Source organism: Sorangium sp. So ce693, assembly GCF_051521375.1.
Taxonomy (GTDB): domain Bacteria; phylum Myxococcota_A; class Polyangia; order Polyangiales; family Polyangiaceae; genus Sorangium; species Sorangium atrum.
In genome coordinates this window covers 12,752,785-12,770,309 of the sequence record NZ_CP150347.1, presented here as the reverse complement: position 1 = coordinate 12,770,309, position 17,525 = coordinate 12,752,785, and the positions used below count along the sequence as shown (strand labels likewise).

The following is a 17,525-nucleotide window of genomic DNA, read 5'->3' as shown; positions in this document are numbered from 1 at the left end:
TCGACAGGATGGGCGCAGGCTGCACGGCTCCCACCGTGCATGGGCTCGTGCCGCCGTCGGCCGCATCGTCCTCCCCTCGCGCGCTATCGTCCTCCCCTCGCGCGCTATCGTCCTCCCCTCGCGCGCTATCGTCCTCCCCTCGCGCGCTGCAGAGCGGCGGTCTCCCGCACAGGAGACGGGCCCAGATCGGCGTTTTCGGCGCGGAAGCGCACTCTCGTGCGCTGAGCACCGAAAACGCCGAGGTGGGCCCATATCCGAAGCGGGTGACCGCCGCTCTAGCTGAGCACCGAAAACGCCGAGGTGGGCCCGTATCCGAAGCGGGTGACCGCCGCTCTAGCTGAGCACCGAAAACGCCGAGGTGGGCCCGTATCCGAAGCGGGTGACCGCCGCTCTAGAATTTACTCAGGAAGGACCAGACTTCCTGGGGCATCCACGACATGTTCTGCCCGGCGTCGTTCGGCGATGGAGTATGGCCGCCGTCGTAATCACACCAGCGGGTGGGATTCCCCTCGGAGCAGCCCTTGTAGTCCGAGCAGGCGTGGCCGCCTCTGGGCGCCTTGGCCAGGGACTCCACCGTGCATCCATTTTGCTTGGCGAAGAAATCGCTGTTGGAGGTCTGTCCGGCCCCGCCGCTCTCCTGCTGGCCGAGCGAAGACATGAAGGGGACCGGCTGGCAGCTCGCGGGCCGGGGGAGACCGCCGCCGGAGTGGACCACCGCGGCGCGGTAAACGTCCGGACGCGCGCAGGCCAGCGTCCACACCATGGCACCTCCCTGGCTGAAGCCTTCGAGCTCGATGCGCGAGGTGTCGATGCAGAGATCGCCTGTGACCTGCTTGAGGATGTCGTCGACGAAGGTCACATCGTCGCCGGCCGACCAGATCCCGCCGACGGCGTCGGGCGCGATGAAGATGGTGCTCCCCTCGGAGAGGGACCAGAGCCCGAAGTACGAGGGCGCAACCTGGCCGCTGTTGCCCGTGGCCCCGTGGAAGGAGAGGATGAGCCGGTACGGGTGGTCGTTGTCGTAATCGTCGGGGACGCGCAGGGCGTATTTGCGGCTCTTCCCGCCGCTCTGCACGGAGCCAGCGCCGTTCTGGAGCGTGCGCGTCTTGCCGCAGCCGGCGGACTTCATCGCGTCACCCCCGCCTCCGCTGCCGCCGGCTCCAGCTGTGCCGGCACCGCCCGCGCCGCCGGCCCCGGCTGTGCCGGCACCGCCCGCGCCGCCGGCGCCACCCGAGTCGGCTCCACCCGAGCCCGCTCCACCCGAGTCCGCTCCACCCGAGCCCGCGGTCGCCCCGTTGCTGCTGGAGGTATTGCCGCTGCTCGTGCTACCGGAAGCCGCGCCACCGCCGGAGCCGCTCGCGGAGGTCTCACCGGCGGCTGATCCGCCGCCATCGGCGTCGTCGCTACAGCCGACGCTAAGCGCGGCGCAGAGGCCCAAGGCGCCCCAGATCGGCCGCAGCCAACGCGAGTGACGGTTCATGCAATCGGATCTCACGGAGCCAACAATGGACGACATGGGTGCTCTCCTCGGTTGGCATCCAACCCAAGGGGTTTTACAAGGCAGGCGCGGCGCGGACGGGCGTCTTTCTCAGCGCGAGGTCATTCCCAGTTCTTGCGCTGGGGATTCACCCAGGGCGAGGTGCACATCACGCAATCATCACCGTAGAAATAGTGCTTCCCACCGGTGTCATTGTAGATCCAGTAACGCAGCCAAGCCACGATCGCCGGCCGCTGGACGCCTCCCACGTCGCGCGTGATGTACCCGTGATCCGCGCCCATCACCGTCGCCAGGAACGTCTGGGTCTGGGACATGTCGTACGTCTTTTGCTGCATCGGAAGCCCGACCGTGTCCTGCGTTCCGCTGGTCTGCAGCATGGGCCCGTGCAGGGCCGCTGTCGCGACGTGGCCGTGGATGGAGACGACGGTGGCCACGGCCTCATGGCCGCCGAGCTCCACGGCGGCGGTACCGCCGACCGAGTAGCCCATGGAAACGGCATGGCGCACGTCGATCTTGCCCTCGTAGATGCTGCCCGCCTTGCTGTTTTGCGCGATGATCCAGTCGAGCCCCTCGCGCATGGCCGCGAGGTTGTTCGGGGCGTTGGGGCCGCCCGTGAGGAGGTTGGCGCCGACCACCACGAAGCCGTGAGAAGCGAAGTTCGACAGGAGAGCCGTGTAGGCGGTCACCTGCGTATTGATCCCGGGGCCAAAGCTGATCGGCGCATGCAAGAAGCCGTTCTCACCCAGGCGTTCGGGCCTGAAGATCGTGTGGTTTCCGCTGGGCCCCGCGTTCCGCTCCACGGTCGTCGCGAACGGCCCCTCGGCAGAGTAATCCGTGATCGGCGGGAGCGGCGAGCCGCCGGCTCCGCCCGCTCCGGCGCCTCCGTCACCTGCCCCGCCCGTGCCGCCGTCACCTGCTCCGCCCGCGCCCGCTCCGCCCATTCCACCGTCGCTCACGTCGGCGCCGCCGCTGCCGCTGGCAGCGCCACCCGACCCAGCGGTCACGCTGGCCGACGCCCCGCTGGCGGCTGACACGCTCGCGCTGCCCGCGCCCGCGGCTTGCGCCGCGCCGCCGCTCTCTTCGCCGCACGCCAGCATCGCGACGCTCGAGAGCAAGCAGAAGACATGGAAGTGCCTGACGGCTTTCTTTTCGTGGTACACGATGCCCCTCTGGTTGCGTCACGCCAGCGCGAAGCGCTCGCTTCAGGCCGATAAGGATGAAATTGGCAGACTGGTGATCGCCAGACGTTCCGAACCTGGAGCGCGCCCTGATGTCGTCCCCAGCCGAGCCCAACTCCTGCGCTTTTCCCCCCGCGTGCGCCTCGTCTGGAACATTGGCGCGACCGTGGATGGTGAACGCGCAGGAGGACGCGGGGCCCGATGCGCGTGATGGCCTACCCAGGGCAAGGCAGAAGAAGTTCTGGAGCGATCAATGTGAACGCTCACACAGCCGGCGTCAATCACAAACTGGCGCGCGGCGGCTCCGCGGACGGCGCTGCTTGGCCAGCTCTTCGATGGCCGCGGCGAGCTCCGCGGGGGGCAGCGCGTCGGCGGCGCGCCACGGCGGCATGCGCAGCGGCGAGGTCGCGGGCTCCTGCAAGCGAAACGTGGCGCCGCCGCTCGTGGCTCCTGCCGCCGGCATCGGGGCTGCGCCGCCGCTGCCCGTCACCACGGATGGGGTGTCGCCCGAGCCACCGCCGTCATTTCCTTCCGGTGAGCCGAGGTCCCCGCCGGAACACGCCACGCCGCGAGCAAGGCGGCGAATGAAGGAAAGTCGAGCCAGCGTAGTCCCATCCTCGTCGAACGCATGCCTGACCTCTTCTGTAGCGTGTGGGTCATGATAGGTGGCCAATTCGACGGAAGGTGGAGTCGACGGCCCCCACCGCGATCGCGCGGACACACGGGCACACGAACGCGCGATGCGCCCCCGTTGATGAATCGGGTAAGCCTGGGTAGCCTGTGAGCGTTCACATTTGGAATGTCAAGCGCGATCGGCCGCACGCGTTCTGACGCGATCCGGCGGCTCGACCCCGCAGTCTGTGGCGCGAAGGCGGCCCCTTCGTGGTCGAGGCCGAGCAGGTTCTACCGCCCAGGTCCACCAGAACCGACGAGAGCCGACGAGCTCGCACGAGAGCTCGCGCGGGCCCCGCGGCCGGCCGCCGCTGCGCCCTGCTCGAGATCGAGGATCGCTGGTTTTCGATTGACGCTATAAATGTGAACGCTCACATTGACTGGCCGGGTGCCGGACTTCCGAACGGTACAGCTTGGCGTGGTGGTGCTCACCGTCGCCATGGTCGTCGTGCTGGATAGGCTGATGAGGAGGTGCTCGACATGGACTACGCTCGTTCGAAGCTGATTGCTGGTCTTGTACTTTCGGCATGGCTCGGGGCTTGCGGCGGTGGTGAGGAGAAGCCGGACACGGCGGCCTCGGGCCCAGGAACGTCGTCATCGAGCTCCAGCAATAGCTCGAGCAGCAGCGGCGCAGGCGGCAGCGGTGGTGAGGGCGTCAGCAGTGGCACGGTGGGCAGCGGCGGCGCGACGGGCAGCGGCGGCGCGGATGGCGGCGGCGGCGCAGGCGGCAGCGGCGGCGCGGATGGCGGCGGCGGCGCAGGCAGCACGCCGCCCCCGACAGAGTTCGACAACCCCATCATCAAGTACGATGCGCCAGATCCGACCAGCGGCCCCGGAGACCACATCTTTACCGCGGACGGCGCCGCCATGGTCTGGAACAACAAGGTCTACCTCTATACCGGCCATGACGAGCAGGCCGAGGGTGCAGAGGGCTACCGCATGTTCGACTGGCGGCTCTGGACATCGTCCGACATGATCCACTGGGAGAACAAGGGCGCGGTGATTCGCTATAATGTGTTCTCCTGGGCTCAGGGCAGCGACTCGACGGGCAACGCCAATGCCGCTCAGGTGGTCGAACGCGACGACGAGGACGGCAACCCGAAGTTCTACTTCTACGCGCCGGTGCAGGGCGGGCAGTCGGCTTATGGGATCTCGATCGGCGTCGCGGTCGCGGACAAGCCGGAAGGGCCGTTCAAGGACGCACGGGGGATCCCGCTCGTCTTCCTGGCCGACACCGACGGCACGGCGGACCATTCGTGGCGAAACCTCGATCCGACGGTGTTCGTCGACGACGACGGCCGGGCCTACATGTACTGGGGGAATGGGGTCTTGTACTGGGTCGAGCTCGAGGCCGACATGATCCACCTGAAGGGGGAGACCTACACGACCGACGGCAGCGGGAAGATGCAGAACCGCAGCATCGGCGGCGCCCAGATTCACGTGCTCAAGAACATCCCCAGCTACACCGAGGCGCCTTATCTGTCCAAGCACGGCGGCCTCTATTATTTGACCTACGCTTCGGGGTTCCCGGAGAGCATCTCCTACGCGACCAGCACGTCGCCGGAGGGGCCGTGGCAACATCGGGGCGTCATCCTGGATCCGGTGCCGAACAGCAGCACCATTCACCAGTCGCTCTTCGAGTTCAAAGGGGCCAGCTACCTCACGTACCACGACGCCGCGCTGCCGACCGGCGGCAGCTACCGGAGATCCACCTGCGTCGATCGCGCCTACTACAACGACGACGGGACGATCCGAAAGATCGTCCCGACACACAGGTGATTCGCACGGCACGAGCCGTCTCTGACGATCCTGGAATAGCCCTCATCCCCGTGAGAGCCTATCCGAAGCGCCGCTCCGGCTTGTGCATCCGCGCGCTCCACAGCAGCGCCGCCGCGACCGCCGGCGCCGCCACCGCCGTCGCCACGACCGCGGCCTCGAACGCCCCCCGCGCCCGCGGCACGTTGAACAGCAGCGCCTGCCCCAGCGTCAGCGCCGCGTCGCAGGTCACCAGCACGGCCAGCGCCAGCGAGAGCCGCTGCCCGTACCGGCGGCTCAGCCACAGCATGGCGGGCGCGAGGCCCACGTCGAACGCCACCCACGCCCATTTCACGGCGGGTGACGGGAACCACCGCGCCGCGGGCGCGAGCGCGAGCAGCGCGGTCCACGGGACGAGCAGCCAGCCGAGCACCTCGAAGATCACGGCTGGCCCGCGCAGCAGCGTCGCGAGCCCGAAGCGCAGGAGCCCCCCGCGCGAGAACGCCGCGAGCGTGTCGTAGATGGCCACGAGGCCATGGCCGCCCGGCGGGACCACCAGGTAAATCGGCGCCCATCCGTCCGGACGCAGCTTCGCCTTGAACGCGTAAAGCCCCTGGAAATCGTACAGGCGAGCCCCGATCCGCCGCGCCGCGCGCAGCCCGCGCCGCACAGGCCCGGCGAGCGGCGCGAGGCCGAGCGTCACATACAGGCGCTCCTCCGCCGCGGCGGCGCGCATCGCCTGATCGACGAGCAGCTCCGTGGTGCCGTTCGGCGCGGACGGGTCGCGGAGCAGGTCCTCCAGAAAGAGGCCGCGCCGCGCGTACACGGGCACCGCTGCGAGGAAGCCGACCACGGCGCCTCCGGCCTCCGCCACGACATAGCGCCGCTCGCCCGCGAACGAGAACGGCTCCAGCTGCACGAGGAAGCCCATGGGCGCCATCGGCCGCGACGAGGACCAGCGCGCCATCAGGCGCTCCACCTCGCCCCGCAGCGGGCTCCCGGGGTCCTCGAGCTCGCCGCGGCTCACCGAGCGCGCGACCACGCCCTTCGCGCACGCGCGGCGGAGCTGCTCGCGCAGGCTCCGGCTCGACCGGAGCACGCCGCCCCAGCGCGCCGGCTCCCACACCGGCTGCTCGCCGACGAGCATCGCGCTCCACGACACCCGCTCGCAGAACCGCGCCTCCACGCCGAAGAGGCACGCCCGCCGCCCCTCCGCCGCGGCCGCCTGCACGAACGCCTGCGCGACCTCGGCCAGCTGCTCGGCCGCCGTGATCGGCGCGCCGGCGGCGACCCAGGCGCCGCCGGTATCGACGTAAGCCACGCAGGCGTCGTCGCCATGGAACCAGTAGCGAAAGTCGGACTCCAGGGTCTGGAACGAGGTCGCGTTCCATCCGTGGCGTTTGAGCAACGCAAGGACGCGCTCGCGGTCGGAGCGCTGGTTCGGCGGCGGCACGGTCCGCCGGAGCATACCTCAAGGGCGCGTGGCCGGCGTCGCGCGCGCCCATGCTCCCCGAGCAACAGCAGCGCATGGCCGCGGTGTTCCGCCGCGTAATGGCGAGGCCCCTCCGGTATCAATCTCCGGGTCCATTCCTCCCGTGCGCGGACCCTTCGCGCGCGCCGAGCCCGGCGGCCGACTCGACGCGATCGGCGTGAGGGCTGCCCGGGTGCGCCTCGAGGAAGCGCCGCGCCGCCGCGTGCGCGCCCGCGCGATCTCCCTTGCGCGCCAGCGCCTCGACGCGGATCGCGGCGGCCTCGTCGGAGAGCTGAGCGCTCGGGAACTCGCGCGCGTGGCGGGCCAGGAGCGCGAGGGCGACCGCCGGATCACCGCGTCGCAGCGCGCGCCGCGCCGTGTCGAGCAGCGCAAGCTCGGCGGCCAGCGTCGGCGCGTTCCGTTCGCGTGCGCGCGGGCTGCTCGCCGCCGCGGCAGCAGGAGCCGTTGCGGCGGGCGCGGCCATGGGCGGAGCTTCGTCCGCCTGCTCCTCCGGGACGCGCTCGTGCAGCTCCGCCTCGGCCGCGCCATGGGCGCGCGGCGCGGCGAGCGCCCCCGGCGCGCTCGCCGCCTCCTGAGCGCGCCTCGCGGGCATCGGCGCGTCGACGTGCGTCCATTCCGCGACCCCGAGCGTGAGCACCCCCGCGAGCGCGCCGATCCCGAGCGCGCTCAAGATCCCGCTCCCGCCCGCCACCTTCAGCGCGGCGCTCGCCCCCGCCGCGGCCGCGCCCCCCGTCGCGGCCGCGCCCCCTGCCCCCGCGCCCGCGCTCCCCGCCGCGGCCGCGCCCCCTGTCCCCGCGGCCGCGCCCCCTGTCACGGCCGCGCCCCCTGCCCCCGCGCCCGCGCTCCCCGCCGCTCCCGCGCTCCCCGCCGCGGCAGCGCCCCCCGTGCCCGTCACAGCCGCCCCGACGCCGACCGCGACGAGCATTCGCCGCGTCAAGCCGCTCGGCGGGCTCTCGTCGAGCGCCGCGCGGAGGAGCGTCGTTCGCAGAGCACTCCCCTTCTGGCCCAGAAGGCGCTCGGGATCGGTCATGGCGATTCACCTCGGAAATGGGCCCGCGCCTCTATCCGCCTCACGGCGGCCTGGAAGTGCTCGCGCGCCCGGCGGAGGCGAGACGCGACCGTGCCTGCCGGAAGATCGAGCAGCGCCGCAATGTCCGCCGTCGTCATCTGCTCCAGCTCGAACAACACGAAGACAGCGCGCTGCTCGAGGGGCATCGTGTCGAGGATGGCATCGAGCGTCGCGCGGGCGCGAGCGCGATCCATCATCTCCTCGGGGTCCGGCGCCGGGTCGACGCGCTCGCAAGGCGCGTCCTCCAGCACCTCCCGGCGCCGCTGCTGTGTCCTCCGCGCGCGCGAGGCGATCCGCAGCGCCGTGCTGAACAGGAACGCGGCCTCCCGGCCCGATTCGATGTCCCCGAGCCGCCGGGCCGCCACGAGGAAGACCTGCTGCGCCGCGTCCTCCGCGTCGGCGCGCGGCAGGCCGAGCCGCACCAGCGAGCGCCATACGAACGCCGAATAGTCCATCACGAGCCCGGTGAGGCGCCCGGCCGCCGCCCGGCTGTCGGGCGGAACTGCGGCGGGGAGCTGCATCAGGGTCAGCGCTTCACCACGGCTCACGCCTTGTGCAATCTCCGGATCGAGGCGAACCGATCACAAAATCGACAGGCCAGCGCCGAGCAGCAGCACGGGTGACCGCGCGGACCTCGTGAAGAGCTGCACCGGGCGTGCGCCGCGAGCGAGCGCCGCACCAGCGCAAATTGCGGTCCTTAGTGCACGTCGACGCGCACGAGCGCGCCGGACGTGGGCTCTCCATATCGCATCCGCGTCACCTCACGCGTGGAGCACGGCCGTGCGCGGCGGCTTCGTCGTGGCCGGCGCTCGTGATCACAACGACGCTTCCTCTCTTGCGCCCTTGTTCGACACCGGCGTGGGCCTCGGCCATTCGCTCGATCGGATAGCGTCGTTCGATGACGGCGCGCACGCTGCCGCCGGCGCCGGCACCCGACGGGCGCGCGGCTCAACCCCGCTCGCCCGACGCGCCGCCCTTCCACTGAAAGACGTGCTCGAGCGGCACGCCGAAGGCCGCCGCGATGCGGAAGGCGACCTCGAGGGAGGGCGAGTAGCGGCCCTGCTCGATGGCGACGATGGTTTGACGGGTGACGCCGACCTTCTCGGCCAGCTCCGCCTGCGTCATCTCGCTCGCTTGAAACCTCAGCGCGCGGATGACGTTGGTGATCTGAGGCTGCCCCTTGCCCATCGGGCTATCCGATACCGCTCACGACATCGAGCACCAGCCAGCCCGCGATCAGCGCCTGGCCAGTCAGCAGGATCGCCGCGTTCCATTTCTTGAACGTCATCTTGCCCTCCGAGGCAGCGCGACCTTCCGCAGGAGACGAGCTCCGCCCGCCACACATCCGGCCCCGCATCGCCGGACGCCTGCGCCGCTTCGCGCGCGGCCCTGGCTCTGTTTCCTCGCGGTTTCGCCTCGCTCCGCGCTCGCGGCGCCCACGTCGCGGCCGCGCTGGTTCGAGGTGGCAGCGATCCCTGTCGGGGTTGCTGACACCTCGAACGGGTAACTGACCCCGCGGTCAATGTCAATTTTTTCGCACACAGAGTCGCAATTAACGGACACCACGTCCTGTTTCTATGACATCGGGGTGCTCGCCGTACCTTCCGTCAGCGAAGGCGCCGGCGTAGGCTCTGCGGCGATGCTCACTCCCACGGTGGTCGTGTTCGACCTGGACGGCACGCTGATCGACAGCCGGGGCGACATCGTGGCGGCGGTGAACCATGCGCTCGTGGCGACGGGCCGGGCTCCGCTGCCCGGGCAGGTGATCGTCCGGTACGTGGGCGACGGCGCGCGCGCGCTGTGTGCGCGCGCGGCCAGGCTCCCCGAGACCTCCGAGAGCGTCGAGGAGCTCCTCCGGCACTTCCTCGAGTACTACGCGCGGCACCCGCTCGACTTCACCCGCTGGATGCCCGGCGCGCAGGAGATGCTCGAGAGGCTCTCGGACCTCGGCGATCTGGCGCTCTGCATCTGCACGAACAAGCCGCGCTCGACCACCGACGCGGTGCTCGCCGCGCTCGGGGTCGGCGCGCGCTTCCGCGCGGTGGTCGCGGGCGGCGACGTCGCCGACAAGAAGCCGGATCCGGCCCCGCTGCTCCACCTCGCGGCGCGCCTCGGCGTCCAGCCGCACAAGATGGTGATGGTCGGCGACGGCCCGCAGGACATCGAGTGCGCGCGCCGCGCGGGCGCGCGGTCGATCGCCGTCCTCGGCGGCTTCGCGTCGCAAGACGAGCTCCTCGACGCCCGCCCCGACGTGCTCCTCCGTACCATGGGCGAGCTCTGGGACGTCCTCCGCCGCTGGCGCGACGCGACGGTCAGGCTCTCCACCGTTCGTTAGCTGCACACCTCCGGGCGGTGCGCGTCGGATCTGCGCGCGCGGCCGAGCTGCACGCGCGGTCAGCCTCTCTCCCCGCCGCACGCGCAGGACGTCGTTGCCCGCGCGCCCCTCAGGCCGCGACGCCCTCGGCGATCTCGCGCCCGAACGCGGTCGCGTTGAGGATCGCCCGCAGGCGCACGCGCGCCCGGTGGAGCCGCGAGCGGACGGCGCTCTCGCTCACGGCGAGCTTCTGCGCGATCTCCTGGAGGCCGAGGTCCTCGTGGTAGTGCGCGAGCACCACGTCGCGGTAGTCGTCCGGCAGCTCGCAGAGCGCCTCGCGGACGTACGCCTCCCGCTCCGCCGCGGACGCGGCGTCGTCCTCGCCGATCGTGCTGCGCATCGTCGGCAAGAGGCCGAGCTCCTCGAAGTCGAGCCCCTCGACGATGCGCGCGCGCTGCCGCCGCTGCGACCGCATCAGCATGAGCGCCTCGTTCGCCGTCACGCGGAAGAGCCACGTCGTGAAGCTCGAGTCGCCGCGGAACGAGCGGATCGTCCGCACCACCTGCAGCAGCGTCGACTGCACGAGGTCGAGCCGATCCTCGTCGGACACGGGGTAGCGCGCGAGCTGCCGCTCCACGTGCGGGCGGATGAGCCGCGTGAGCTCGTCGAGCGACTCCCGATCACCGTCCTTCGCGCGGCAGATGACCTCGGCCAACGGGCCCGCGCTCGCGGCGCGGGGCGACGGGCGCGACCCGACCGCGCCAGGCGGGGTGAGACCGCACGGCGCCAGAGGAGTGTCAGGCCTGGTGCTGGCGCTCGGTACATCGGTCGGAACGGCGGTCAGAGCCATGAGCCATCTCTCCGTCGAGGGCGCCGCGTGCGCTTCCGGCCCACGGGCCCGGTGGTGCGCACCGACCAGCAAACGCCTTGCCACGGCAAGCTCAACGGACGTGCGCGCCACGTGCGCACCGCGTGCTCAGCCGGTATAAGCGGGGCCACGATGTCCAGCGACGCTCCGCGATGGGAAGCCCCCCGAGGGGGAAACAGCCACGTTCCGACGCCCGAGGTGGACCGGTCAGCGCCGTCCGCCTCCGCCCCGCCGCGCGCGCTGGCGCACCCGCTGCCCGCTGGCATGCGCGATCTCCTCCCCGAGGAGGCGCGGCGCCGGCGCGCGCTCGCCAAGCGTGTGCTCGATCACTTCGTTCTGTGCGGCTACCAGCCGGTCTCGCTGCCCGCGTTCGAGTTCGCCGAGGTGCTCGAGCGCGGGCTCGGCACGCTCGACGCCGCGGACGTGCTGCGCTTCATCGAGCCCGAGTCGGGCGAGGTGGCGGCGCTCCGCCCGGACATGACCCCGCAGATCGCGCGGCTCGTGGCCACGCGGCTCGCGGACGCGCCCCGCCCCATCCGCCTCTGCTACGAGGGCACCGTCCTCCGCCGCCGCCAGGGGCGTGCGCGGCGCCACCGGCAGATCCCGCAGGCCGGCGTCGAGCTCTACGGCGTCGGCACGCTCGCCGGCGAGCTCGAGATCCTCCGCCTCGCCGCCTCCGCGGTGCGGGAGGCCGGCCTGGAGCACTTCGTTGTGGACCTCGGCCACGCGATGATCGCGCGCGCGCTGCTCGACGCCGTCCCGGCGGGGCTCGCGGCCGAGCTCTCGGAGGTGCTCGAGCTGAAGGACGCCTCCCGCCTCGCCGCCGTGCTCGCGAGCCCGAAGGCCGCCGACGTCCCGCGCCGCATCGTCGCGGCCATCGCCGCGCTGCCGGACCTCGCGGGCGGCGGCGCGGCTGACCCGGACGGCGCCGCGGTGTTCGACCGCGCCACGCGCCTCCTCACCGGCACGCCCGCCGAGGCGCCGCTCGCCGAGCTCCGCGCGCTCTGGGACGCGGCGCGGGCGAGCCCCGAGCTCGGCCCGGCGCTCCGGGTCGACCTCGGCGAGCTCCGCGGTCTGGCGTACTATACGGGTGCGATTTTCCACGTGTTCGCCGATGGCCCCGGGGAGGCGATCGCGGCGGGCGGGCGCTACGACATGCTGCTCTCCCGCTTCGGACTGCCGATGCCGGCCGTCGGCTTCGCGCTGAACCTCGACGCGATCGCCTGGGCGCGCGACGTCGCGGGCGCAGCGGACGAGCCGGCGCTGCGGGTGCTCGTCGCTGTGCGGCCGGAGCGCGCCGCGTCGCTCGCGGCGGCGCTGCGGGGGCTGGGCCTCCCGGCCGTTGCGCACGCGCCGGACCAGGATCCGGAGGGGTACGCGCTGTCCTGGCGGTTCTCCCACCTGGTGCGCGAGCGGGACGGGGCGCTCGTTGTCGAGGCCACATCCGGCGGCGGCGAGGCCGCGACGAGCGCGGGCGAGGTTCCGGCGGCCCTCGACGACGCCGCGGCGGCCCAGGCGATCGTGCTGAAGACGGGGGCAGGACGTCCGGGCGGCAAGTAGACGCTCGCTCGGCAAGCGAGCCTGGGGTAAAGGCGAACCTGGACCCGGACGGAGCCGCTCGGAGTGACGAGCGGGCCGAGGCCGGGCCACGTGATCCAAGAGGAGCTTCGGAATGACCGCGATCGTGATCGTCGGCGCACAGTGGGGCGACGAGGGCAAGGGCAAGGTCGTCGACCTTTATACGGAGAGCGCCGACCTCGTGGTGCGCTACGCCGGCGGGCCCAACGCCGGCCACACGCTGGTGGTGGGCGGGGAGAAGCTCATCGTACGGCTCATCCCGAGCGGCATCCTCCGCTCGAACGCCCGCTGCGTGATGGCGCAGGGCATGGTGGTCGATCCCGGGGTGCTCGTCTCCGAGATCGACGCGGTGGAGGCGCGGGGCTGCTCGACGCAGGGGCGGCTGTTCGTTTCGGATCGCGCGCACCTGATCTTGCCGTTCCACCCGCTCGTGGACTCGCTCCGCGAGGCGGCGGCGGCGGACGGCGTGCGGCTCGGGACGACCAAGCGCGGCATCGGCCCCTGCTACGAGGACAAGGCGTCGCGGCGCGGGGCGCGGCTCGGCGATCTGCGCGACATGAAGCGGCTGGCGCAGCTCGTGTCGCGCTCGATCGAGGCCTGGACGCCGACGCTGCGCGCCCTGGGCGGCGAGCCGCCGTCGCTCGACGCGATCCTCGACGAGCTCACGCCGCTGGCGAAGCGCATCACGCCGCTGCTCGCCGACACGTCGCAGCTCATCGACGGCGCTCTCCGCCGCGGCGAGCGCGTGCTCCTCGAGGGGGCGCAGGGGACGTTGCTCGACATCGACCATGGCACGTTCCCGTTCGTGACGTCGTCGTCGGCGATCGCGGGCGGCGCGTGCGTCGGCGCCGGGGTCGGCCCGACGCGCATCCGCCGCGTGCTCGGCCTGGCCAAGGCGTACTGCACGCGCGTGGGCGAGGGGCCGTTCCCGACCGAGCTCGAGGGCCAGCTAGGCGAGCGGCTCCGGTCGGTCGGCGGCGAGTACGGCTCGGTGACGGGCCGGCCGCGCCGGACCGGGTGGCTGGACCTGCCGGCGCTCCGCTACGCCGCGCGGGTGAACGGCCTCGACGGCATCGCGCTCACCAAGCTCGACGTGCTGACCGGCATGCCGGAGCTCAAGGTCTGCGTCGCCTACGACACGCCGTCGGGGCGCACGCGGGAGTTCCCCATCGACGACATCGCGACGGCCAAGCCGGTGCTCGAGACCGTGGCCGAGTGGAGCGAGTCCATCGACGCCGCCCGCTCCATGACGGAGCTGCCCGCGGCGGCGCGGCAGTATGTGGAGATGGTCGAGAAGGAGACCGGCGTGCCGGTCGACGTCGTCTCGGTCGGCGCGGATCGCGAGGCGACCATCGTGCGGCGCAACGCGTTCGCCTGAGGGGCAAGCGAGCGCGAAGCCCCACGTCGAGGGGATGAAGAGAAGGCCGGCACCGTGAGACAACGGGCGCCGGCCTTCACCGGCGGAGCGCTACAAGACCGCGTCCAGTTTGACTACATCGCACACTCCCCGGCACGGGCGCCGTCGGACTCACGTCTCGAGGGCTCCCGCCGCTCCGAGCCGGGCACGATCGAGCCAGGCGAGCAGCTCCTTTGCCCTCCTGTTGTCGCCAAACCTCCCGAGGAACCACGTGTACGCGCGCTCGAGGACCGGAACCGCGTCGGCGTGGCGTCCCATCTCGATGAGGCAACGGCCCTTGCCAAACAGCAGCGTGAACTCGGCCAACTCGTCTCCTCTGCCGCTCATGATGCCGGACGCGCGCTCGTACGTCGCGAGAGCCTCCTCCCACCGCCCGGCATCCAGCAGCATATAAGCGAGCCCGCCCAGCGCGTGAGCGAGCAGGACGCCATCTCCGTGGGCTAGCTCCGTGAAGCGAACAACATTCATCATGTGGGTGCACGCCAGCTCGGCTTCTCCAGACGAGTTCAGGCTCAGCGCCAGCGCTTCCTGGATCCGCGCCGCGGGACGCGACTCCTCGCCGTGATGCTCGACGGCGAGCCGTAACGCGCGCTCGAGCGCGGCCCTCTCGCGATGCGGCAGCGTGGTCCACGGGTACTGCTGGCTCACAGCCCTGGCGTACTGGTAAAGGGGGTTGATCAGCTCCGGCGCGCGGTCGCCCAACCGCGATTCGATGTCGTGGATGAGCCCGGAGAGCAGCTCCTCGGCCTCGGCGTACGCTCCACGCCTCAAGAGCTCCCTGGCGCGGCTAACGGCCTCGGCGAGATGAGGATCGCCCATGTTGTGTATCTCCGTGCCGGCGCTCTGGACGGCAATGCAGGGCCCGTGACGCAGAACAGCACTTCCCTGTTCCCTAGTCAAACGGGATCATCGATAAAAGTGAAGCGCCAGGACGTCGAGGACGCGAGGAAGAGAGGATTCCCTCTGCTTCTCTGGCGCCTAGCGTCCTGGCGGTTCATCTCTCGATACCTCTGCCTGATCGGCGCTTCAGCTCCGCGCGCCGGTCATCCTGAAGCCGTAAAGCCGTTCGCTGCATAACTCTCTGAAACGCAGAACGGGTAATCGGAATACTTCTTGAGAGTATCGGGATCCATTGGGTCTGCCCGCTGGCAGATAGTTTCCTCGTCCACCACGTCATCGTCCTCGTGATAACCGGTGGCCATTCGGCCGCTCACCAAGCTCGACGTGTGGAGCTCTCCTCCCGCGCGGCGCTCACGGCGCGGCGCCTTCCGCTCCACGGATCGACGAAGGGACGCTCGCCTCGGAGCGAGGCGCCGGCGTGCTGTCCGCGGCGGCGCCGGCCTCGGGATCGGTCCTCCTCGCGGAGAACACCGGCAGGACGACCCGGGAAGAGCGCGCCTCTCTCTCCCGGCCCGACTCGGCGGCGAGCGCGAAGCCGCGGACCGACCGCCACACATCCAGGAACCGCTCGCGGCCGAAGCCGGAGCCGGACATCAAGAGGCCGTATCGCTTGTAGTCGCGGTCAGGGCTCACGACGTCCTCCTGCGGCGCGTCCGAATCGCCGTAGTGCCCGATGATGTCCGCGTGGTCCGCGTCGACGTAGACGCTCTCCTCCGGCGTGGGCCACACCATGGATACGGAGTTGACGATGCCGTCGTTGTGCGCACGGACGAGCGCCACGCTGCCTGCGGCGTCAAGCCTGCGAACGGAGCAGTCCGGACCGAGCTCCGCTCCTGGGTCGTGCGCGGTCCACCGGTGACAGATCTTGAACAGATCCCAATCAGGCGCGCTGGGGTGCGGCTCGGCCCTGGTCACGATGGATCGGACGCGCACGTGCCCGTAGGTCGTCCTGAAGATCTTCGCGTGGAGAGGGTCCTCGGCGTGACGGACCGGATCGAGGTCCGCCATGGCGCCGAAGTCGTCCGAGGCGTCGTTCAGCCACCTCAGCGTATCGAAGTAGCTGGCCCTCGCCCGCGCGCGGACCAAGCCATCCTTCGAATCGAATGAGCCGAGCAAGCTCGTCGTGTCGAGGAGCGCGTCGATCCAGCCGGCGGACCACCCGAGCCGCTTGATCGAGCTGGCCAGGAAGCGCGAGCCCGGCAGCCGCAGGGCGCGGCAGGTCTCGTATAGCACCCTCGCGAGCAGCTGGAGCTCGCCGGACCAGCGGGTGAACACGTGGGCCAGGTTCGAGCCGCGGTGTGGCGTGGAGAGGAACTGCACCGAGGAGATGCTCTTGATGAACAGCTCCGCCGGCAGCTCCTCGACCTGCGCGCCGTCCGCCGCGTGCTCCGCGTGATCGTGGAGGAGCTTCATCATCCACCGGATATCCATGCCGCCGGTGGAGTGTCCGACGAGGTGGAGGGAATCGCCGCGGCTCAGGCGGAGGATCCCGCGCTTGTACCGCTCCAGAAGCCAGTCGAGGAGGAGCCGCGCGCGCGTCTCGATGGCGGCCGTGGGCACGTTCGGAAAGTAGTGCAGCGTGAGCGGGGCGTCGTACATCGCGCCCTTCCAGCCGCGCAGCGCCTCGGTCACGCCATGGTAATATTGAAGCGATCCCAGCGCATCGAAGCCACCGAAACCGGGTACGAGGACCAAATGAGTCCTTGGCACGTCCGTGCGAGTCGTCACGTCCATCAATGCGTAGTCTCCGCCCTGTGATCGCCCTACCGCGCTCGGCGTGTGGGCGTGGACCGTTATCCGGGATGAAACAGCCGACCGGACTGGGTAGTCCCCGTCGCTGTCGTCGCGGAGTCAGGCATCTCTCACGCCATCCGCGCTCGCCCCACGATCTCGGCCCGACTCACCGCCGGATCGCGCGCAACGCGGCAGTCGCGGCGGGGCGATCGCGCGGGAGGTCGAGCCGAGGGTTGCGCGATCGCGCGGGAGGTCGAGCCGAGGGTTGCGCGATCGCGCGGGAGGTCGAGCCGAGGGTTGCGCGATCGCGCGGGAGATTGCGCAGGGTCGGTCGCTGCGATGGGAGGTGAGGCGGGAATACCTTGAGAATTACTGCCCCGAGCCGCCCCCGTGCGTGTGGGAGCCGCCGCTCTTGCTTCCGCCGCCGGGCGTGCCGCCCCGCTGGCCGCTGCCGCCGCCCGGCGTGGTGGTCCCGCCCGGCGTACCGGTTCCGCCGCTCGGCGGCGCGTAAGCCCCGCCCCCCGGCGTTCCGCCGGTGCCGCTGCCCGGCGTGCCGCCGGTGCCCGGCGCGCCGCCCGTGCTCGGCGTGCCGCCCGTCGTGCCGCCGGTGCCCGGCGTGCCTCCCGGCGTGCCGCCGGTACCGCTGCCCGGTCTGCGGTGGGTGCCGCTGCCCCACTCCTGCGTGCCGCCCTGGGTGCCTGGCGCGCCTTGGGCGCCTGCGCCCGGCTCTCCCATCTCTCCTCCAGGTCCAGGCATCGTACCCTCGCCGGGCGTTCCGCTCTCGGGCGCTCCTGGGGTTCCAGGCGCGCCGGGGGTCTCTCCGCCCGTCGGTGCGGGCGCCGGCGAGGCCGCTTGTCCGCCTTTATTGCCTCCGCATGCCATGAGCGGCAGCGCGGTCAGGACTACCAGAAACATGCTTCGCATGATGTGTCTCCCAGGTCGTTTGCGTTCGCGGCTCGTGCCGAGCCGCCGGCGATGCGGACGCGCCCGTGCGCGCGAAGGCCGCCTCCGGAGCCTGGCGGCGTAGCGTCCCGCGCTCGACATGCTGGG

The 17,525-nt window shown here is 71.2% G+C and carries 15 protein-coding genes; 4 read left to right on the top strand and 11 right to left on the bottom strand.

Annotated elements, in window-relative coordinates; genetic code table 11:
- Window positions 1-391: 391 nt before the first annotated feature.
- Together WMF14_RS47710 and WMF14_RS47705 are read right to left on the bottom strand one after the other, a co-directional pair.
- Window positions 392-1,129 carry an alpha/beta hydrolase family esterase gene (locus WMF14_RS47710; RefSeq protein WP_437797503.1) on the bottom strand — a complete coding sequence of 246 codons (738 nt, stop codon included), beginning with the start codon at window positions 1,127-1,129 and terminating at the stop codon, window positions 392-394.
- A gap of 470 nt (window positions 1,130-1,599) precedes the next feature.
- Window positions 1,600-2,658: a poly(ethylene terephthalate) hydrolase family protein gene (locus WMF14_RS47705; protein WP_437797501.1), complete on the bottom strand. Its 1,059-nt coding sequence runs from the start codon at window positions 2,656-2,658 to the stop codon at window positions 1,600-1,602.
- Window positions 2,659-3,828: 1,170 nt separating this feature from the next.
- On the opposite strand from WMF14_RS47705, the gene WMF14_RS47700 reads away from it, so the two are divergent.
- Window positions 3,829-5,127 (top strand): glycoside hydrolase family 43 protein, encoded by a 1,299-nt coding sequence (locus WMF14_RS47700; RefSeq protein WP_437797499.1) that lies wholly within the window; start codon window positions 3,829-3,831, stop codon window positions 5,125-5,127.
- A gap of 58 nt (window positions 5,128-5,185) precedes the next feature.
- On the opposite strand, the gene WMF14_RS47695 is transcribed toward WMF14_RS47700, so the two are convergent.
- The 5 genes from WMF14_RS47695 to WMF14_RS47675 form a co-directional block, all read right to left on the bottom strand.
- Window positions 5,186-6,571, bottom strand: coding sequence for a phosphatidylglycerol lysyltransferase domain-containing protein (locus WMF14_RS47695; RefSeq protein WP_437797497.1), 1,386 nt, complete (start codon window positions 6,569-6,571; stop codon window positions 5,186-5,188).
- A 103-nt stretch (window positions 6,572-6,674) separates the two neighbouring features.
- Window positions 6,675-7,625: a hypothetical protein gene (locus WMF14_RS47690; protein WP_437797495.1), complete on the bottom strand. Its 951-nt coding sequence runs from the start codon at window positions 7,623-7,625 to the stop codon at window positions 6,675-6,677.
- Complete coding sequence (locus WMF14_RS47685) at window positions 7,622-8,212, bottom strand: RNA polymerase sigma factor (protein ID WP_437326513.1); 591 nt, start codon at window positions 8,210-8,212, stop codon at window positions 7,622-7,624. The genes WMF14_RS47690 and WMF14_RS47685 overlap by 4 nt, the downstream gene beginning before the upstream one ends.
- Before the next feature lie 208 nt (window positions 8,213-8,420).
- A complete protein-coding gene (locus tag WMF14_RS47680) occupies window positions 8,421-8,576 on the bottom strand; it encodes a zinc-binding dehydrogenase (RefSeq protein WP_437797493.1) in 156 nt (51 codons plus the stop codon).
- Window positions 8,577-8,612: 36 nt separating this feature from the next.
- Window positions 8,613-8,852 carry a helix-turn-helix transcriptional regulator gene (locus WMF14_RS47675; RefSeq protein ID WP_272096616.1) on the bottom strand — a complete coding sequence of 80 codons (240 nt, stop codon included), beginning with the start codon at window positions 8,850-8,852 and terminating at the stop codon, window positions 8,613-8,615.
- Window positions 8,853-9,303: 451 nt separating this feature from the next.
- Between WMF14_RS47675 and WMF14_RS47670 the strand changes: the two genes are divergently transcribed.
- Window positions 9,304-9,999 (top strand): HAD family hydrolase, encoded by a 696-nt coding sequence (locus tag WMF14_RS47670; protein ID WP_437326511.1) that lies wholly within the window; start codon window positions 9,304-9,306, stop codon window positions 9,997-9,999.
- 109 nt (window positions 10,000-10,108) lie between these two features.
- Here the strand turns inward: WMF14_RS47670 and WMF14_RS47665 are convergent, their stop codons facing one another.
- Window positions 10,109-10,693: an RNA polymerase sigma factor gene (locus tag WMF14_RS47665; protein ID WP_231864596.1), complete on the bottom strand. Its 585-nt coding sequence runs from the start codon at window positions 10,691-10,693 to the stop codon at window positions 10,109-10,111.
- A 351-nt stretch (window positions 10,694-11,044) separates the two neighbouring features.
- On the opposite strand from WMF14_RS47665, the gene hisZ reads away from it, so the two are divergent.
- Together hisZ and WMF14_RS47655 are read left to right on the top strand one after the other, a co-directional pair.
- Window positions 11,045-12,406 carry an ATP phosphoribosyltransferase regulatory subunit gene (gene hisZ, locus WMF14_RS47660; RefSeq protein ID WP_437797490.1) on the top strand — a complete coding sequence of 454 codons (1,362 nt, stop codon included), beginning with the start codon at window positions 11,045-11,047 and terminating at the stop codon, window positions 12,404-12,406.
- Between the two features lie 112 nt (window positions 12,407-12,518).
- Entirely contained in the window at window positions 12,519-13,802 is a 1,284-nt protein-coding gene (locus tag WMF14_RS47655; protein ID WP_437326509.1) for an adenylosuccinate synthase, read from the top strand.
- Between the two features lie 150 nt (window positions 13,803-13,952).
- Here the strand turns inward: WMF14_RS47655 and WMF14_RS47650 are convergent, their stop codons facing one another.
- The 3 genes from WMF14_RS47650 to WMF14_RS47640 form a co-directional block, all read right to left on the bottom strand.
- Window positions 13,953-14,660, bottom strand: coding sequence for a tetratricopeptide repeat protein (locus WMF14_RS47650; protein ID WP_437797487.1), 708 nt, complete (start codon window positions 14,658-14,660; stop codon window positions 13,953-13,955).
- A 432-nt stretch (window positions 14,661-15,092) separates the two neighbouring features.
- Window positions 15,093-16,373 (bottom strand): esterase/lipase family protein, encoded by a 1,281-nt coding sequence (locus tag WMF14_RS47645; protein ID WP_437797486.1) that lies wholly within the window; start codon window positions 16,371-16,373, stop codon window positions 15,093-15,095.
- A 471-nt stretch (window positions 16,374-16,844) separates the two neighbouring features.
- Entirely contained in the window at window positions 16,845-17,210 is a 366-nt protein-coding gene (locus tag WMF14_RS47640; protein WP_437797484.1) for a hypothetical protein, read from the bottom strand.
- Window positions 17,211-17,525: the final 315 nt, after the last annotated feature.